This is a genomic window from Pseudomonas sp. HMWF021, assembly GCF_003061005.1.
Taxonomy (GTDB): domain Bacteria; phylum Pseudomonadota; class Gammaproteobacteria; order Pseudomonadales; family Pseudomonadaceae; genus Aquipseudomonas.
The window spans coordinates 1-18,095 of sequence record NZ_QAIK01000160.1; the positions used below are offsets into that span (position 1 = coordinate 1).

Sequence of the window (18,095 nt, forward strand, 5' to 3'; positions counted from 1 at the left end):
CAGGCTTCATGGATGAAAACTTAACGATGGAGGCAGCGCCTTGGCTGGACTGATAGTGAAGCTTCCAGGAACCCACTGTGCGGTCGTATTTCATAAAGGCAAATCCGGTCAGGATCGAATCCGGGGCGCCGTTCTGAGCAATCCGTAGTCCATAGTCATGAAACTCCATGGACGCGCTCAAACCCAGGCCGTGTTCTTCCCTGCCAAGGTTGTTGTACTGAGCGAGTTCCTTTGCGCCTTCGACATGCCTTACCCGCAGGCGCGTGGCGTCCATCTGATCGACCACCAACGAGCAGCCAGAAAAGCCTGGGGTGAATAAATGATCCGCTTGCCCCCATTGAGGGTGTAACGGGATATCGACATAACCGCCCTGAGGTGCCCAATAACCCGCCACGGCATTAGCCTGCTTCGGGAGTCCGTCGACTTGCGGGTCATGGATCTTCAGCGCATTGAAATCGCCGCCGGAGACACCCGCAGGCTGAACGCGCTCCATGACAAACATGAATTGCGCCCCCCCCTCACTTCTGGTCAATTGCTCCGCTATGTCCTTGCTACAGCCGGCTTTGACCGGGTCCAGTAGCTCTGTCGCCACGGTGTACCGGCTCATCTGCGATGTCGACAGCGCCTCATGAATGTTGGTGCGCTCCAAAGAAAAGCGTACCTGTGACGCAGAGCCCCAGTCGTAAAGCAGGTGCGATGTCTGCCTGGCAGAAATGGTTTCGATGACAGGCTCCCATAGACCATTGGGCAGCCGCTTGCGAGTGAACGGCGAGTGGCGATTCAAGGGATTGGTCGAGATGTGCACGGACTGGCCCGCGAGAAGGGTACTTTCCTCGACAACAGTGCCAACCGGCAGAGCCGGCGCAAGGTCACCGCCGCGTGCCGCCAACGGCTCCCATTGATCCGGCGCTGCCCGCCTGAGCCGGCTGCCGTGCGCCCGATTGGTCGCGGGATCGATAATGATGACGTCGGTCAGATCGTCGCTCAGGGTGAAATCGTTCCTGATCCGGTAAACCGCCTCCTCGCCGGCGGCATCAATGTTGCGAATGTAAAAGCGCTGCCCGTCGGCACTGCGAAAAATGCCTGGGGCATTGGCCTTGAGATGGGAAATTTCCGAAGGTTTGACAGCAAAACGAGCCAGATCCCTGTTATCGAATCCGCCCAAAACCACGCGGCCAATCGTTGGATGAAAATCGGCTGGGGCACCATAGATCCGATCAGTTCTGGCGTCATATCGATACCAGTTGCCATCATTGAATACGCCGATGCCTTCCATACTGTGTTCACCTATCTTGAAGGTCCCCATCAGCATCGAGCCTCGGTGTGTTCCCACGGCAAACAGCAATTGCGTCCCGCGCCCTGCGCCTCGCAGCTTTCTCAACTGCTGCAACCCTTTGACGCCGACGTATACGATCCCCTTGCCCAGAAGCTCACCAGCGGCCCTGAAGACACTCAGCGGATTGAGTTCGCTGAGCACAAACGTGCCGATGATTCTGGCAGCGCGCAAAGCCTTGGTGAGTGCCGATGCGGTACTGGTTGCGAGTTTCGTCAACTTCGCGACAACGCTTACACCAGCGGTGACGAACCCCAGTACGTCCAAAAACAGATCCACTGCGCCATCGAGGTAGTCGCCTTTGATAAAACTGGTAATGGCCGACTTGAAAGGTATCAGGTTGAGCAGGAAGTCCGCGACAGCCTGGAGTCTCGAATGCTGCAGTTCACTGGTCGTGTGGCCCTTGGCGGCCAGCAGGATGTCTTCATTGTCCAGGTCCAGGTGCTTGACAAAAGTCTGAGCAATAAGCCGGGTTCGCTCACTGGAGTAACTTTTGGGCGTAGGTAGATTCGACTGACCCAAGACAGCGGTCAACGGAACTTCAGACGCGAAGAGTTCAGTGGCGTATATGACACTCGGGACGTGCTCGTCAACGCGCTCGAATGCCTCTGCAGAGTGGCCATGACTTCTTCCAATCTCGCCTTTATGCAAGTTGATGAAATACGTCACCACTTCGCCATTTCGCTCCACCCTCAACAACAACTCGGGGTTCGTCGCAGTGAGATTTCGCCCCCAAAACCAGGTACTCAAGCTGTAGGTCTTGCGCTGATAGAAATCGATTTTTCCATATTCCAGGTTTTCCCGGTCCGCCAGCGGTAACCGAGCAATCAGATGCCTGACGGTGAAAATGATGCCTTGCTTGAGACCGCCAATAGCGGCGCCAAACCGGCTAGTGAAATTATTCTCTACATCAAGTTCATGCAGGGTATTGACGGCGGGAAGCAGATATTCAAACTGCTGCCTGTCTGTCTTCCATGTGTAAGAGGAAATTCCCCCCATCATTGCAATGTCCAGCACCGAATGCAGGCTATCTCGGCCGCCGTTAATAAAAACATCCTTACCGTGGTAGAAAAGACGCTCTTCAAACGGAACAGCGGCCGGAAACATCTGTTTAAGTTTGGCCAAGGCGATGTCTTTACGCGTGGGAATCTGAACAGTCAACAGGTTCGACGCCTCAAGCCGGTCTTTCAGTTGCCGATTGAACTCTGAGTTAACGGTATTCAATTCCTCGTCGGTTAGACGATCATCCGCTTTTTCTTCGATCAGGCCATTGATGAATCCCCAGTCGATAATCGCCAAGGTGTGGGCCAATTGGGTAACTTGCGGATAAGAGGGTGCTATGTGTTCCGCGTAGAGCATTACCTGACCGAAAGTCATATTGGCAACTTTGCCCGGTGTCTGAGCCTCAATAACCGCAGCGGCAACCGCCAGGTTGACCCAGGCAGAACTGCCATACCTCACGCTGTCAGGAATATCCTTGATCAGATAGACACTGGCGTACGCGGCTAGCACGACGTATGCAGTCAAACCGGACATGGCAGGACTGCTTTTGGAAGATTTCTGCAAGAACTCCCGCAAGTTTGCAACCACCGCTGCAGCGGTTTGCCCCCAATGCCGGGGATCTGCCAAATCGAAATCAGCAATGATGCTCCGGTCAGCCATATCGATGGAGTAGCGCCCCAAGATCAGCTGGATACCGGCCAAAGCGTGTTCATCGATGCTGGTATCGGTGGAAACCGAGTTCATCCTTGTCTGTACTGCAAGCCCGAGTGCTTGACCACGCGGGCTGCGTACGAGGGTTTCCAATGCGCTGGCGGGATCTGCCAATGCGTCACTCGAAAGTAACTTGTCGCCGTTCAGATGATCGAGTATTCCCAGGCCCGGTTTGCCGTGGCTATCGAGCGTCCGAAGGTAATCTGACGCTGCGTCTCGGGCTTTTTTTCGTTGTTCGGCGCTCCACGGCAACGCCCAGGATAATGCGCCGCTAAAGTCGCCAAAAGCGTGCGCAACAATATGTTCAAGTTCATCCAATGGATTGATTTCATTATCTTCAGATACAGCGACCAATGAAGTTATATCGGGGACTGACATACAAACTTCCTTAATGAGCAACATTGCGTTCAAATGAGATAAAAGAACACCACAGCATTCATCCCAAAAAAAAGACCACAAGCGTTACTTCATAAATACATCACCGTATGCAAACCACAGCCAAGTGCCTTTTTGGCCCTTGGTAAAAACCGCACACAAAGAGCAACTATCATCACGCAACATCTGAATACATCGCTCACGGACTATCTGAATCGGCGCGCACGTTAAAAACCCTCAGTGCTGTGACGCCTGAAATCAGAAAACAACAAAAAATCTTATAGATGGTAACCTTTACAAACTTTCATATCTCTGACAAAGAATTACCAGTAACCGGAAACACTTGCATATGCATGTTTTCATTCTTACCGACACGGTATGACAGCGAGTAAATAGTCATGTCGTGACAGCCAGTGCAGTTGCCCCGCGTGAGCTGAGCCCGCCCGAAGAAAAATCCGCCCCCCTCCACAATTCCCCCTCCCATCGCCAAACCACCGTCTAAGCTTCAGTCAAGTCCGATCAATCTGCGTGAATGGATCAATCGACTATGGGCGCTTTGTGGCAAACCGATTCGAGTAAAGCCGTGGTTCCGACTGAACGTGTGGATGAAGCGCCTGTCCCCCCCAAAAAACGCCGCAGCCGGCATGGCTGGAAGGCGTTCTGGTTGTTGCTGCTGATTATCGGCATCGTGGTGGGCCTGGCGGCGAGCAAGGAAATGCGCACTTCGCGTTTCCAGTCCAGAGAACTGAGCCAGTACGCTGCTTCGCTGACCTACCGGCTGGAACCCGGCCCCAGCGAAGCGATCCGCTATCCGGGCAACGGGCCGTTCGATCTGCGTCTGGGCTACAGCTCTCTCGATGAGTTTCTGCCGCGCCTGCTCAAGCGCGACTACGTGATCACCGAACAGACCCGTTTCTCTCCGGCACTGCTCGGCTACACCGACAAGGGTCTGTTCGTGCCCTATTCGGAGAAGATCCAGGCCGGGCTTTCGATCACTGACTGCACGGCTGCGCCGATGTATCAGTACAAGTATCCGCAGCAGTTGTATTCCAGTTTCTCGGCGATTCCGCCGGTGGTGGTCAGCAGCCTGCTGTTCATCGAAAACCGTTTCCTGCTCGACCCCAAACAACCCATGGCCAACCCGGCGGTGGACTGGCCGCGCTTCGGCATGGCTGCGTGGTCGCAGGTGGCCAAGTTGCTGCACCTGCCGGGGCAATCGGCTGGCGGCAGTACCCTGGCCACGCAACTGGAAAAATACCGGCATTCGCCTGACGGCCTGACCGTGTCCGGCGCGGAGAAAATCCGCCAGATGATTTCCGCCAGTGTGCGGGCTTATCAGCCCGGCCCCGAGACCCTCGGCGCCCGACAGAACATCATCCGCGACTACCTCAACAGCGTGCCCCTCTCTGCCGTGCCGGGGCATGGCGAAGTGCACGGCATGGCCGAAGGCTTGCGCGTCTGGTACGGCAGCGATTTCAACAAGGCCAACGAACAGCTCAACAGCCCGGCCACCGACCCGAAAACCATGGCCGACAAAGGCCTGGCCCTGCGCGAAATGCTCTCGCTGATGATCGCTCAGCGCCGCCCTTCGCATTACCTGACCAAGGGCCGCGAAGAACTCGCCGACCTCACCGACAGCCACCTGCGCCTGCTCAAGCAGAACGGCGTGATCGACAGCGCGCTGGCCGATGCCGCGCTGGCGAGCAAGGTCACTTACCGCGACTGGCAGACCCAGCCGACCATTCAGCCGATCGAAACCAACAAGGGCATCAGTGTCGCCCGCAGTCGTCTGACTTCAATGCTCAACCGGCCGCTGTATGACCTCGATCGTCTCGACCTCTCGGCCACCAGCACATTGCAGGGCGACTTGCAGGCTCAGGCGACCGACTACCTGAAGAAACTTGCCGACCCGGCCTACGCCGCGCAGATCGGCCTGATTGGTGAACGTCTGCTGACGCCCACCAGCACCACCCAGGTGCGCTACAGCTTCACCCTTTTCGAACTGACCCCGGACGGTTCGCGCGTGCGCGTGCAGACCGACAGCACCGACCAGCCGTTCGACATCAACGAAGGCAGCAAGCTCGAACTCGGTTCGACGGCGAAGATGCGCGTGCTGACCACCTACCTGCAGATCATCTCCGAGCTGCATGACAAGTACGCCGCCATGACCGTGCCGGAGCTGAAAAAGGTCGATGTCCCGGAGCAGGATCGCCTGAGCCGCTGGGTGGTTGATTACCTGATCCAGAACAGCGACCGCAGCCTGCCGAAAATGCTCGGCGCGGCATTGGACCGCAAATACTCGGCCAGCCCGGGCGAGGCGTTTTTCACCGGTGGCGGGCTGCACGTGTTCCACAACTTTCGCAAGGAAGACAATGGCCGCATGCCGACCCTGCGCGATGCCCTGCGCGAGTCGATCAACCTGCCGTTCATTCGCCTGATGCGCGATGTGGTGCGTTACGTCACCTATTCCGGCCCCAACAGCAGCGCCGAATTGCTCAAGGACGACCGCGACCCGCGCCGCCAGGAATACCTGGCCAGTTTCGCCGACCGCGAAGGCACCTCGTTCCTGCTCAAGTTCTGGAAGAAGTACCGGAACAAAGACACCCAGGCGCGCCTCGATACCTTCCTCGACAGCATGCGCCCCACGCCGATCCGCATGGCGGCCGTGCACCGCTATCTGCTGCCCGACGCCAGTCAGGAAGATTTCAACACCTTCGTGCGGGCACATCTCAAGGGCGCCAAACTCACCGAAAAACTCACCGATGACCGCTTGATCCGGCTGTACGACGCCTACGGCCCGGGCACCTACGATCTGCCGGACCAGGGCTTCATCGCCAAGGTTCACCCCCTCGATCTGTGGCTGATGGGCTACCTGCTGCACAACCCCGACGCCACGTTCAGCCAGATCGTCAAGGCCAGCCAGTTCGAGCGTCAGGAGGTCTACAGCTGGCTGTTCAAGAGTAAGCACAAGGGCGCGCGCGACAGCCGCATCCGCACCATGCTCGAGATCGAAGCGTTCCTGGAAATCCATCAGCGCTGGCAGAAAGTCGGCTACCCGTTCGATCATCTGGTGCCGTCACTGGCCACCGCCATCGGCAGCTCCGGCGACCGCCCTGCCGCGCTGGCCGAACTGATCGGCACCATCCTCAACGACGGTGTGCGCATGCCGACCCTGCGCATCGACAGCCTGCACTTTGCCGCCGGCACGCCCTATGAAACGCGCCTGACCAACGATCCGCATGTCGGCAAACGGGTGATGCCATCGGAAGTCGCCAGCGCCATGCGTGAAGCGCTGTCACAAGTGGTGGACTCGGGCACCGCCAAGCGGGTTTCCGGCAGCTTCAAGACGCCCGACGGCACACCGCTGATCATGGGCGGCAAGACCGGCACCGGTGACAACCGCATCGAAGCCATCGGCTCCGGCGGGCGGATTCTCAGTTCGAAGTCGATCAACCGCACGGCAACGTTCGTGTTCTACATCGGCGATCACCATTTCGGCACGCTGACGGCGTTCGTCCCGGGGCGCTCGGCCGAAGCGTTCAAATTCACCTCGGCCCTGCCGGTGCAGGTACTCAAGGGCATGGCTCCGTTCCTGTCGCCTTACCTGCAGCCGGACGGCAACACCTTGTGCCAGAAAACCGTGGCCGAGCGCTGACGGCCATATCTATGTAGCGCACGGCGCGGGTCACCGCGCCGTTACCCTCAGACCTTCTTCAACCCTCAGAAGGATCTGAACCGTGCCCACTCCCGAACAGGCAGCCAACGCTGCCGCGACGCCAGCAGCCAAAGGCGTGCATTTCGAACTGATCAAAAGCAAACTGCCCGACCACCTGATCAAGGCCCAGCCCGCGCAACGCCAGGCCCTGAAAGCCACCTCGCCGATCCTGCCCGACTGGTACGAAAACGCCACTACGGCCCAGAAAGACACGCTGGCCCGCTACACCAGAGAACTGGCCGAAGCCAAAAATGATCGCGATCGTCTGTTCGCCAGACTCAAGAGCGCCGAACAGTTCGCCCGTGAACTGTTGACCCCTGAACTGAAGAAGCTCGACAGCAACCTCGACCCCGACACCAGTTGGCTGCGCCTGTATTGCCCCAGGACACTGGGCATATTCGGGATCAAGACCGGCGCTTTCCAGGTCAAGACCTTTTCCCTCCTGCAAGCGGCGTTGCACAACTTCGAAGAAGACGAAACCGCAGACGACTTCTACGAGCAGTCCTCGCGTTTCATCACTCGACCGGATGCGCGCGGTCACTTCGAGCGACTGCCCACCAGTGTGAGCATCGGTGAATTCACCCGGTTATGCCGCCGCCTCGATATCGGCCAGCAATATCAGGCCTACCTCGAAGCGTTTTTGCGGCCCGGGGACCCGTTCGCCAACGCCGTGGTTCGCCAGCGCATCACCCGCCAGCAGACAAGCGCTCTCGCCTGCGCGGCGTACATCGCCCTGCTGAAAAACGACATCGGCCAAAGCGATTTCGATCTGATGACACGGGTTGTCCAGGGCGAACAGACCATCATGCTGGGTGAAAAGCAGCTGTATTTCCGCGCACTCACGGTGATGGGCAAACGGATGAACGAGTGCATCCTGTTCATGCCTATGCAAAGGAACCGCTATCACAAGGGTTTCCTGATCGCCTACATCCCGGACGATCCCGAGCATCCGCTCAAACGCTATGAATCATGGGAAGCGTTTCGCGCGCAACTGACCCGCCAGCTGCAAACACCACCATGGCCGCATCCGGCCAACGAACTGACCGCCTATCAGCGATTTTTCAGCCGTTTCGTCCCGCAGCGCCACCTGACTTATTTCATCTCGCGCTTCACTGATCGCCTGATCGACGGGCCGCCTGAATCATTCGTGACCACCTGGCGACGCCATGAATGGGCACGCATTATCGAAGAGGCAACCATTGGCCCCCTGCCCCGCCCTTCTGACGCAGGCACCGCCCTCGAGGCCCAGGACGATCCCAATTTCAACATCTCATCGAGCATCATCAGGATCGACTGGTTCTGGGAGTCCCATGACCTCTGGCAACACGGTTGCGACGCCACCCTCGACAGACTGTTTGACGATGCACGGATCATCGCGGTGCCCAATGCCGACGAAGACCAGAAAAGTCGCGCCGCCCGATTTGCCAATTACCTGAACATCGGCATGATCGCACTGGGCGTTTTCGCCACCTTCGTACCGGTATTAGGTGAAGTGATGATGGTCGGCATGGTCGGCCAACTGTTGTATGAAACCCTCGAAGGCGCTATCGAACTGAGTGAGGGCGACAAGCAGGCAGGCTGGGCACACATCACCGATGTGCTGGAAAACGTCGCCACCGCCGTGGCACTGGCACCGGTCTTTCATTACGCGGTCTCGCCGTTCGTCGAAAACCTCAAGGCCGTGCGCTTGCCGAACGGCAACGTCCGGTTGTGGAAACCGGACCCGGCGCCGTATCAATACCGTCGAGCACTGCCGACGCAAATCGAGCCCGATGCCACCGGTGTCTACCAGCACTTCGACAACAAGGTCGTCAAACTGGCCGACCGTCCCTATGTGATCCGCGAGAATCCGGCCACGGGCGAACGCCGCGCCGTGCATCCGAAAAGAACCGATGCCTACCAGCCGCGACTGCTGCACAACGGCAGCGGCATCCATCTGTTCGAAGGTGAACAGCCGCTGCAGTGGGACAACAATACCCTGCTGCGACGTCTTGGCCCCGCCAGCGATGGATTGACCGACACCGAACTGCAACAGGCCCGGCGCATCAGCGGCACCACCTACGATCAGTTGCGCCGCACTTACGTTGAACAGGAAAAAATGCCGCCACTGCTGGAAGACCAGCTCAGCCGCCTGCGCATCGACAACAGGCTCCAGCGCCTGACGCAGCAACTGGGCAGCCATGATCCGGCGCTGTACCTGAAAGCCGACGCCGTTGCACAACTTGACCTGCTGACCCGCTATGGCGTGTGGCCAGACCAGGTATCGATGCGCATCATCGACAACAAGGGCCGGACAGTCTGGGAACACACCGGCGCAACGGCACCGGCAGGAAAGAAACTGATCGTGCAACTGCAAGAAAGCGAGATCACGTCAAAGGATCTGCTGCGCACTGTGATCGAAACCCTCGAGTACCAGGGCAAACCACTGCAGATCGACGCCGTGCCGTTGAACAGCGGCCGGTCGCTGGCGGAAAAGGCCCGCATCGTACGCCAGCATCTGGTGAAGATTGCCGGCAGGCACCGCGAAGAGATATTCAACCATCACCTGGAAAGTTTCACAGGTGGCCTGCCACCAGAGGGGGAGTTGATCCGCAGCCACGTACCCGACACCCCCAAACCCGTAGTGAACCGGATACTCGCGCACGTCAGTGAATCAGAGCGCCGGGCCATGGCTGACGATTCGCACCTGCCGCTGCGCGTCAAGAGCCAGGCCCGCGACATGCAGTTCGAGGCCCGTGCCGGCCATGCGCTCGAAGGGCTGCATCGACCGTCGATGATGTCGGCCGACAGCGAAAAGCTGATCCTCAAGACCCTGGAGGCAGACCGCGATGTACTCGCCGACCTGCGAATCGAAGTGCGCGGGCAGAACGTGAGCGGCACGCTGCGGGCCAGTGCCGGCCCGGCCGATGCGGGCACGGTGCGGATTCTGGTCAGGGATGACGAAGGGCGGTATCAGTTGCACGACCCGACATTCGTTTTTCCGGGATCGGCTACCGATTTCTATGAGGGCATCCTGCGCGCGCTGCCCGACTACCAACGCAACAAACTCGGCTACAAGATCTCCGATGGCGAAAAACTGCGCCAATGGCTGCTGCAAAAGAACCAGCCTGCAGCTGCACGACGTGAACGGCTGGTCGAGCCACCGTTCAGAAGGACTGCCGCCCTCGAAACCTTGAGTGCGCTCCGCACCCCCGCCCCATCGAGATCACCACGCACTGTGGAGCAACACATCAAGGCGCTTTATCCGCACCTGAGCGACAGCGAGATCAGTGCATATGCCGAGTCCCTGTCCAGCAAAGGGGATGCACTGGAACTGATCAAGCAGGAAAAGCTGAGTCTGCAAGAACTTCGCACCCGGCTGGAAAATTTTCACGATAGTCAGTTGCTGGACATAGGGGGCCAACCACTGGATGTCAGACCAGACATCTTCGACTACCAGCACAAAGGCGGCAGGTTCATCGTGGACCGTTTACGCGCTTGCTTCGAGCGCAAGTCGCAGGCATTCGGCACGCACGCAGTGACGCTGGAAGGCGGTTACACACTCGACCTGTCGAGCGAATTTTTCCCACTGGAACTGGAGCGCTGGTGGAAACAGTTACCTGACCTGAAGCAATGGACCGATCAGATCACGACCTTGAATGTGGATCGCGGCGTGCGCAGCCAAGTTGACCTGATTTTGGGCAACTTGCCGCAACTACGCCATTTGAGCGCCCGTGGCTGCAGCCTCACAAAGCTGCCGGACAGTATCGGCAAAATGCACTTGCTCGAAACCTTGCGTCTTAGCGACAACCATATCGCGATGACGCCTGAAGCCACCGCACAGTTGAAGAACCTGACGCGTCTGGAAGAACTCAGCCTCAATCTCAATCCTCTGGGCGAGGCACCCGACGTCAGCCGCATGCCGAGGCTCAAGGTATTGAACCTCGCCAACACTGGTATCAAGCGCTGGCCGGAAGGCCTGTTCAAGAAAAAACGTCCGAAGGGATTCAAGCTGAATCTGCTGGACAACCCGCTGGATGAACTGCCGGTACAGCCCGCCGGCTCCGATAACGCCTTTCTGATTGCCCGCACGCGCTTGCGGATGACGGACCTGCCGGAAGTACTGCAAGTAAAATGGCAACACTATCGTCGCTCCGTGGGCATGCCAGCGCTGCAATATCCCTATCCCGCCCGTCTTGAACTGATGCACAACTGGGAAATCACCCATGAATCATCCTGGGGAGCACGAGGCGAACTCACGCGATCCTTTTTCCAGGAGGCGTGGCGAGATGTGGAAGGGGAACCGGGATCCAATGGTTTTTTCCAAGTCATCGCAAGGCTGATGGAAACCCACGACTTCCAGGTAGGCGGCCGGGCAAGGGCACAATTGAGTGCACGGGTGTGGCGTATGGTCGAGGCCATGAGTTACGACAGCTCGCTACGCAAGAGGCTGTTCGCCGAAGCCACCAGCCCCACCACCTGTGGCGACAACGTTGCGCAGTTGTTCAACAGGATGGGTGTCGAAGTCATGGTATCGGAGGCCTACGCGTTCTCCACTTATGCACAGCCGCTGGAACGCGCATTGGTGACCCTGGCCAAAGGCGCGTCACGGCTGGAGCAGATCGATGAAATCGCCCGAGGCGATTCACGCTCCCGACCAGGCCACACGGAGGAAGTCGAAATTTATCTGGCTTACCAGACTGGCCTGGCCGATCGACTGAACCTGCCATGGCAATCAAAAGGCATGCTCTATCGGCAAATTGCCGGTGTTACGGATGAAATGATCGAAAACGCCAGGATCAGCATCGAAGCAAATGAGAAAGACGACGGCCTGTACAACAACATGCTCGCCCAGGAATTCTGGAGCACGTACCTGGAAAACACCTGGCCCGGTCGATTCGCGCAAAATCGCCAGGTGTTTGAACAACGTTCAAACATGCTGCAACAACTGATCGAACAGCAGCCCGAATGGGTGGCTGCAACGGGTAGCCGCAAGGAGCAACTCAAGAGTCAGATCAAACAGGCTGTCGACGAACTTTCGATCGATGACACGCTGATTTTTACCGATCACGTCATGACGGACGCCACCAGCGCCAAACTGTTCGAAGACCTCGGCTATCAGGAAAAACAACTGGCCCGCGATCTGACCCGCGAGGCACTGCAACGAGCCAGCCAGTAACCGTCAAGCGTTCCCGGTTTGCGCCGGGCTCGCGATCACACCTCCGAATCCCAGATCACCGTGACATTTCCTCTGTAGGTGGTGGCGTCACGGGCCAGCATCTGCTCGACGTCGGCGCGCTGGATTTCGAAATGCAGCGCGCCGGGAACGCGATCAACATAGAACCTGGGCTGGAACAGTCCGGTGCCGACACCGCTGAGTTTCAGCGGCTGACGATGCACCGGGCTGCCGTCCTCGCGGCCCAGCCCCGCCGGCAGGCTGACCGCCACCTGCAGCGGCACGCGGTTGCCGGCAGTATCCTCGACGCCGCAGGTGTCCCCTGCTACGTACTGGCATTCCATCTGCATCTTGAAGCGCGAACTGGCAGAGATGTTGAACGACTGGTCGCGGAACAACCGCCCCGGCTTGCGCCCACGGTTCAGCCAGGCTTGCCAGCCGCCCTCGGGAACGAGTTCGACACGGTTGCCGCCGGGCGGGACCTCGACTTTCAAGGTGTGCTGCACATCCAGAGTAAAACTCATATTGATGGCCGAGTCGTTGGGGATCATCACGTCGCCCATGTCGAAATCCATCCCCGGGCCGACGGTGTACGTCAGGTTGCCGGTGTATTGGCCGGATGACATGCCCAGAGGGTTTGGCGTGCGCAGTTCGTAGGCAATATTGAGAGAGCCGTAACGTATTGCGGGAATCAGAAACTTTGCCTGTTTGGCGCAGACACCGGCTGCAGGCGTAAACCAGAACCAGCCGAACAGCGTCGTGTTGCCACCGGACATCCCCGTCGGGGTACAGGGCGGCGGTGCAGTCGTCCAGGTGCGCCCGCCCCAGAGTGTGGCGTGAGCGTTCCCGTCATCCGGGTTACCTACGAGTTCACTGGCGGGTCTGTTCAACACGTAAAACGAGCCGATACCGGTGATCCGGATTTCCAGCGTTTCTTCCTCGCCCGTTCTCGAGTTGACAACCTGCAACTGTCGCCAGCCCACCGGGGTATCGAACATGGCGCCAGCACGCGGGTTACTGTGATCGGGTTGTATGGGCGCATTCGAATAAAAGTTGATCAACAGTTCCAGGCTGAACATGTTCAGCCCCTTGCACACGGCGGGGAACGACAGACAATAACCGCCCTGCGGGGTCTGGTTGGTAAAGGTGTTGTGGGTTGGACGCGCCGCATCTGGCTGAAACGAAGCCAGAATGTTCAGATCGATTGCCAGCACCGGCCTCGAAACCATGGCGAAAAAAAATCCGAGCATGCACATGCCGAATATTCGAGAAATTTGCATATCTGCTCCACTGAGCACGAACTTGATGTAATACCGCCGAGTCATGTTCCCGGCGACACCGTATTGGAAATCATGTTGACGCTATCGAAGGACTTACAGGACTTGTATTCGCCGGCGGCCAGCGTTTGCGCGGTCACCTGCGGCAATACACCGTTCACACCTCCGAATCCCAGATCACCGTGACGTTTCCCCTGTAGGTGGTGGCGTCACGGGCCAGCATCTGCTCGACATCGGCGCGCTGGATTTCGAAATGCAAAGCGCCGGCAACGCGATCAACGTAAAACCTGGGCTGGAACAGCTGGGTGCCGGCACCACTGAGTTTCAGCGGCTGGCGATGCACGGGGCTGCCGTCCTCGCGGCCCAGCCCCGCCGGCAGGCTCACCGCCACCTGCAACGGCACGCGGTTACCGGCGGTGTCTTCGACGGCGCAGGTATCACCCACCGCGTACTGGCATTGCAGCTGCATCTTGAAACGTGAACTGGCGGAGATGTTGAAGGTCTGGTCACGGAACAATCGCCCCGGTTTGCGCCCCCGTTCCAGCCAGCCTTGCCAACCACCTTCGGGTACCAGCTCGACGCGGTTACCGCCGGGTGGCACATCGACCTTCAAGGTGTGTTCAACAGTCAGAGCGAAGCTCAGGTTGATCGCGGAATCGTTGGGGATCATCACGTCCCCCATGTCGAAATCCATCCCCGGGCCGACGCTGTACGTCATGTTGCCGGTGTATTGGCCGGAGGACATGCCCAAAGGGTTTGGCGTGCGCAGTTCGTAGGCGATGTTGAGCGAGTCGAAATACATGTCGGGAATCCGGTGGAGCGCCTGTTTGGCGCAAGCACCCTGCGTCGGCGTTCTCCAGAAAAAACGATAGTAATTCGGCTCGTAGGCACCGACACCGCTGTACTGGCAGGGTGGCGGTGGATAGACCCAGGAGCTTGTGGCCCACAACAACTGGTGACCTCGCAGGATATCGGTTTCGCCCACCAGCTCTGCTGCCGACGTACTCAGGATGTATCGGGAGCCGATGCCGGAAATCCGGATTTCTACCGTTTTCTGCTCCCCTGTCCCGGCATGGATCACGGTCAGGGGGCGCCATTGGGTCGGCACGGAAAACATCGCGCCCTGGCGCGGGTCGGTGTGAGCGGGTTGTATTTCTTTCACAGCGTCGAAGCGGATCGGCAGATCCAGGCTGAACATGTTGAATTGACTGCACTGCGTCGGGTAGGTCGCGCAATAGCCACTGACAGGCGTGGTATTGGTGAACGTGTTGTCGTTGGGCTTGGCCGAGTCAGGCTTGAATATTGCCGTGATCGGGAAATCCAGCGCCAAAACGGGCGCCGCTACCCCCATGACCAGCAGACCAGCCATTGTGCAAACGCCAATTATCGAGCGCATTGGGTAGGCCCCCTGACCTGTCACGTAATCCACTGCCGGCGACTCACGCATCCGGCAGCACCGCGTTGAAAATCATGTTGACGCTGCCGAAGTAGTTGCCTGCCTTGTACTCGCCACCCGCCGGCACTAGCGGCATGATTTCCAGCAACACACGCTTGCCCCACTTCGCATCCACCGCACTGACCACTTCAAGGGCCGGCTCCAGATGGCTCAACTCCTTGCCGTTGAACAGCACGCGCAAGGCAATGTCATCGCTCGCCATGCCGTTGGACAGATAGGCCGGGTTTTCCAGGCGCGCGGCGATGGAACCGGCTTCATGACGGACATCGAAGTCCTTGCGCAGTCCTTCGAGCCGCGAGGTGGCCAGATTCCACTTCAAGCGCTGTTCCTGGTGGATCCAGCCCGAATCACTGGGCACTACATAAAACGCCTGGGTCGGAATGGTCACCGACACATCGAACGTCTGCTCCTCCCGGGCCGCCCAGACCAGGGCGATTTGCCCAAGGCCGATAACCAGGACGCTGATGAAACTGATTTTCTTGTACATGGGGATCACCTGAGCGCTGCACGCGCGCTGTGCGGACTTGCGGTTCAACCTTTGACTTGCAGGCTTTTCACACTGGCGCCTTCCACCAGTTTCAGGCGGTACTCACGGCCGGCCTGTTTGGCGAACTCGAAGGTCTTGCCACCGAGAATGTGATGCTTGGTGGTCGGCTGGCAGTCGGTTTCCTTATCGACGGCACAGTCCTTGAATTCATCGACCACCACCACGCTGTTGCCGTTGTTGGTGATCTGATACTTACCGGGGGTATCCACGATCACGCTGTCATAACGGGTCTGCGCGGGGCGCACAAAAAACACCGTGCCGTAACCTGCCATCACGTTGACCCCGGCGCTGATCTCTTTTTTGTAGGCCTCACGCTCGTCGCTGGACACCGCGAATTCATCTTCCTTTTCCGGCACCACCGGCACGAAACGTACGCGGAAATAGCGCTCGCGATCACGATCGCCCAAGAACAACAGGCGCGTGCCCTGCATGCCGCCTGCGGGCACGATCAGCCGCGCCGGGCTGGCCATCAAGCCATCACGCGAAGCACCGTCGCTGCTGCTCTTGAGCGGCAGTTCGCGGATCGTGCCATCCGGTTGATAGACGATCTCCAGCACCGTCACTTTGACGAACGCAGTGCTGTCGCCACCATTGAACACCCGCTTGAGGTAGGTGCTCTTGTCACCGTCGAGATAGTCATAGACCACCCCGACATTGATCTGCGGCGCCGCTTGTACCGCGTGCGCAATCAGGCTTGCCGCCACCAACATCATCCAGCGTTTCATATACCGAACCTCACTCGTTGAACTTGTTTGAACTGTCTAGACTTCCGAATCCCAGATCACGGTGACCTGTCCGCGATAAACGCTGGCGCCCTGGGACAGCATGGATTCAACCGAACTGGACGGCACTTCGAAGTGCAACGTTCCCGGCTGGCGATCGACATAAAAAGTCGGCTGGAACAACTCCGTGCCTGCACCATCCAGGCGTAGCGGCCGGTTCGCGACAGGCGCCCCGGCGCCGTCCACCAGGCCATTGGGCAGGGTCACCTTGATGTCCAGCGGCACCCGGTGCGCCTCACTGTTCTGGATGCCGCAGGTATTGCCTGACTGAAACTCGCATTCGAGCAGCATCTTGAAACGCGATGAGGCATGCAGGTTGAAGGTCTGGTCACGGAACAACCGCACCGGCTTGCGCCCCTGCTGCAGCCAGGCGTTCCAGCCGCCCTGGGGCTCGAGCACCACGCGCAGGCCGCCCGGCGGCACGTCGATTTTCAGTTCGTGTTCGACGGTCAGGGTGAAAACCAGATTGACCAGAGTGTCGCCCTCGGGCAGCAGGTTGTTGCCAGCACTGATGTCACCGCCGGGGCCGACGCTGTAGGGCATGTTGCCCACGTACACTCCGGTGGCCATATCCAGTGGTTTGGGCGTACGCAATTGGTAGCCCAGATCCAGATAGTCGTAACGCAGCGCTGGTATGTCGAAAAGGGCTTTTCTGGCGCAGATGCCGTCAATCTCCTCCATCCGCAGGAAGAAGCCATAGATCCACTTGCTTGCGCCGTGATAGCCGGTGGATTTGCATGGGCCAACCCCTTCTGCCCAGTTGCCGCCCTCCCACAGGCGCCCCCAAGACGTATAGGAAGACGTGTTTTCCGGGTCACCGACCAGAGTTTGCACGGGTATGGCTGTACGATGCACCGTACCAAAGCCCGCAACCCGGACTTCGACTTCCTCGGTTTTACCGGTAGTGGTGTGAGTCACCTGCAGTCGTCGCCACTGTCCGGGAAGCTGAATCATCGCCCCTTGCAACTCCGAGGAATGATGGGCGGGAATTGGCTGCGATGTGAAAAACGTGATCGGCAAGCGAAAACTCACCAGTGGCGGGTTCATGCAATACGCCGGCAGTTGCTCGCAATAACCACTTTGCTGAGTCGTGTTCTTGAACTCGTTCTTCAGCGGATTGGCGGGATCCGGCTTGAAGATCGCGGTGATGTTCAAGTCAAGAGCCGTTGCTGAAACCGGCGCCATCAAACTCAATAACCCCATCGCCGCCACCCATGCGCGGGACTTTCCCTGTCCTGTACCGATCATCATCAACCGGCCTTCTGAGGATGTCGGGCCACATCGGCCAGGGTGTCTGCCGTGCAACGCAAATCGCCGATCATCAGCACGTTGTTTTCGTTGCGCAGCGTTGCCGGATCGAGGCGGAACTGGCACAGCAACTGATCACCGCGACGCACTTCCAGCGTCGGCGAGCCGGCGTTCATTTCCATCGAGAAGAACCCGTCGACCTCACTTACCCCACGGCTGGCGTGGTTGATGATGTGATGGCCCTTGAGCGGTTTGCCCTGCGGGTCGATGAGACGGCCCAGTACGGTCAGCGTCTTCATTACGCGGATCTGCCGGTAATCGACGCCGCCCTTGTTCAGGTGATAGTTCGAGCGCGCCGGTTGAATGGTTGCCGCCGGCACGTCGGTGCCATCGAAATCGAAGCTCACGGTGCTGTTCTTGTAGGCCGTGTTCGGGATGAAATTGCGCCCGGGACGCAGGCGCGCACTGCCACCACTCATGTCGTGGGCGTGCAG

Annotated in this window: 9 protein-coding genes; 2 read left to right on the forward strand and 7 right to left on the reverse strand. The window is 58.6% G+C overall.

Going from position 1 to position 18,095, the window contains the following annotated elements; all coding sequences use genetic code 11:
- Positions 1 to 3,424: hypothetical protein (locus DBR18_RS22925; protein WP_108592027.1), on the reverse strand; the 3,424-nt coding region annotated here is incomplete at its 3' end.
- A gap of 544 nt (positions 3,425 to 3,968) precedes the next feature.
- Between DBR18_RS22925 and DBR18_RS22930 the strand changes: the two genes are divergently transcribed.
- Both DBR18_RS22930 and DBR18_RS22935 read left to right on the forward strand, forming a co-directional pair.
- Positions 3,969 to 7,076, forward strand: coding sequence for a transglycosylase domain-containing protein (locus DBR18_RS22930; RefSeq protein WP_108592028.1), 3,108 nt, complete (start codon positions 3,969 to 3,971; stop codon positions 7,074 to 7,076).
- Positions 7,077 to 7,158: 82 nt separating this feature from the next.
- A complete protein-coding gene (locus DBR18_RS22935; protein ID WP_108592029.1) occupies positions 7,159 to 12,294 on the forward strand; it encodes an NEL-type E3 ubiquitin ligase domain-containing protein in 5,136 nt (1,711 codons plus the stop codon).
- 35 nt (positions 12,295 to 12,329) lie between these two features.
- On the opposite strand, the gene DBR18_RS22940 is transcribed toward DBR18_RS22935, so the two are convergent.
- The 6 genes from DBR18_RS22940 to DBR18_RS29765 all read right to left on the reverse strand — a co-directional run.
- Positions 12,330 to 13,571 carry a hypothetical protein gene (locus DBR18_RS22940; RefSeq protein WP_256588855.1) on the reverse strand — a complete coding sequence of 414 codons (1,242 nt, stop codon included), beginning with the start codon at positions 13,569 to 13,571 and terminating at the stop codon, positions 12,330 to 12,332.
- 154 nt (positions 13,572 to 13,725) lie between these two features.
- Positions 13,726 to 14,937: a hypothetical protein gene (locus tag DBR18_RS22945; protein ID WP_256588856.1), complete on the reverse strand. Its 1,212-nt coding sequence runs from the start codon at positions 14,935 to 14,937 to the stop codon at positions 13,726 to 13,728.
- A gap of 70 nt (positions 14,938 to 15,007) precedes the next feature.
- Positions 15,008 to 15,511 carry a CS1 type fimbrial major subunit gene (locus DBR18_RS22950; protein ID WP_108592031.1) on the reverse strand — a complete coding sequence of 168 codons (504 nt, stop codon included), beginning with the start codon at positions 15,509 to 15,511 and terminating at the stop codon, positions 15,008 to 15,010.
- A gap of 44 nt (positions 15,512 to 15,555) precedes the next feature.
- A complete protein-coding gene (locus DBR18_RS22955) occupies positions 15,556 to 16,296 on the reverse strand; it encodes a pilus assembly protein (protein ID WP_108592032.1) in 741 nt (246 codons plus the stop codon).
- Between the two features lie 36 nt (positions 16,297 to 16,332).
- The gene (locus DBR18_RS22960; protein WP_256588857.1) at positions 16,333 to 17,604 is read right to left on the reverse strand and encodes a hypothetical protein; all 1,272 of its coding nucleotides are present in this window, start codon (positions 17,602 to 17,604) and stop codon (positions 16,333 to 16,335) included.
- A partial coding sequence (locus tag DBR18_RS29765; protein ID WP_256588858.1) for a CS1-pili formation C-terminal domain-containing protein occupies positions 17,604 to 18,095 on the reverse strand: 492 nt, incomplete at its 5' end. The genes DBR18_RS29765 and DBR18_RS22960, both read right to left, overlap by 1 nt.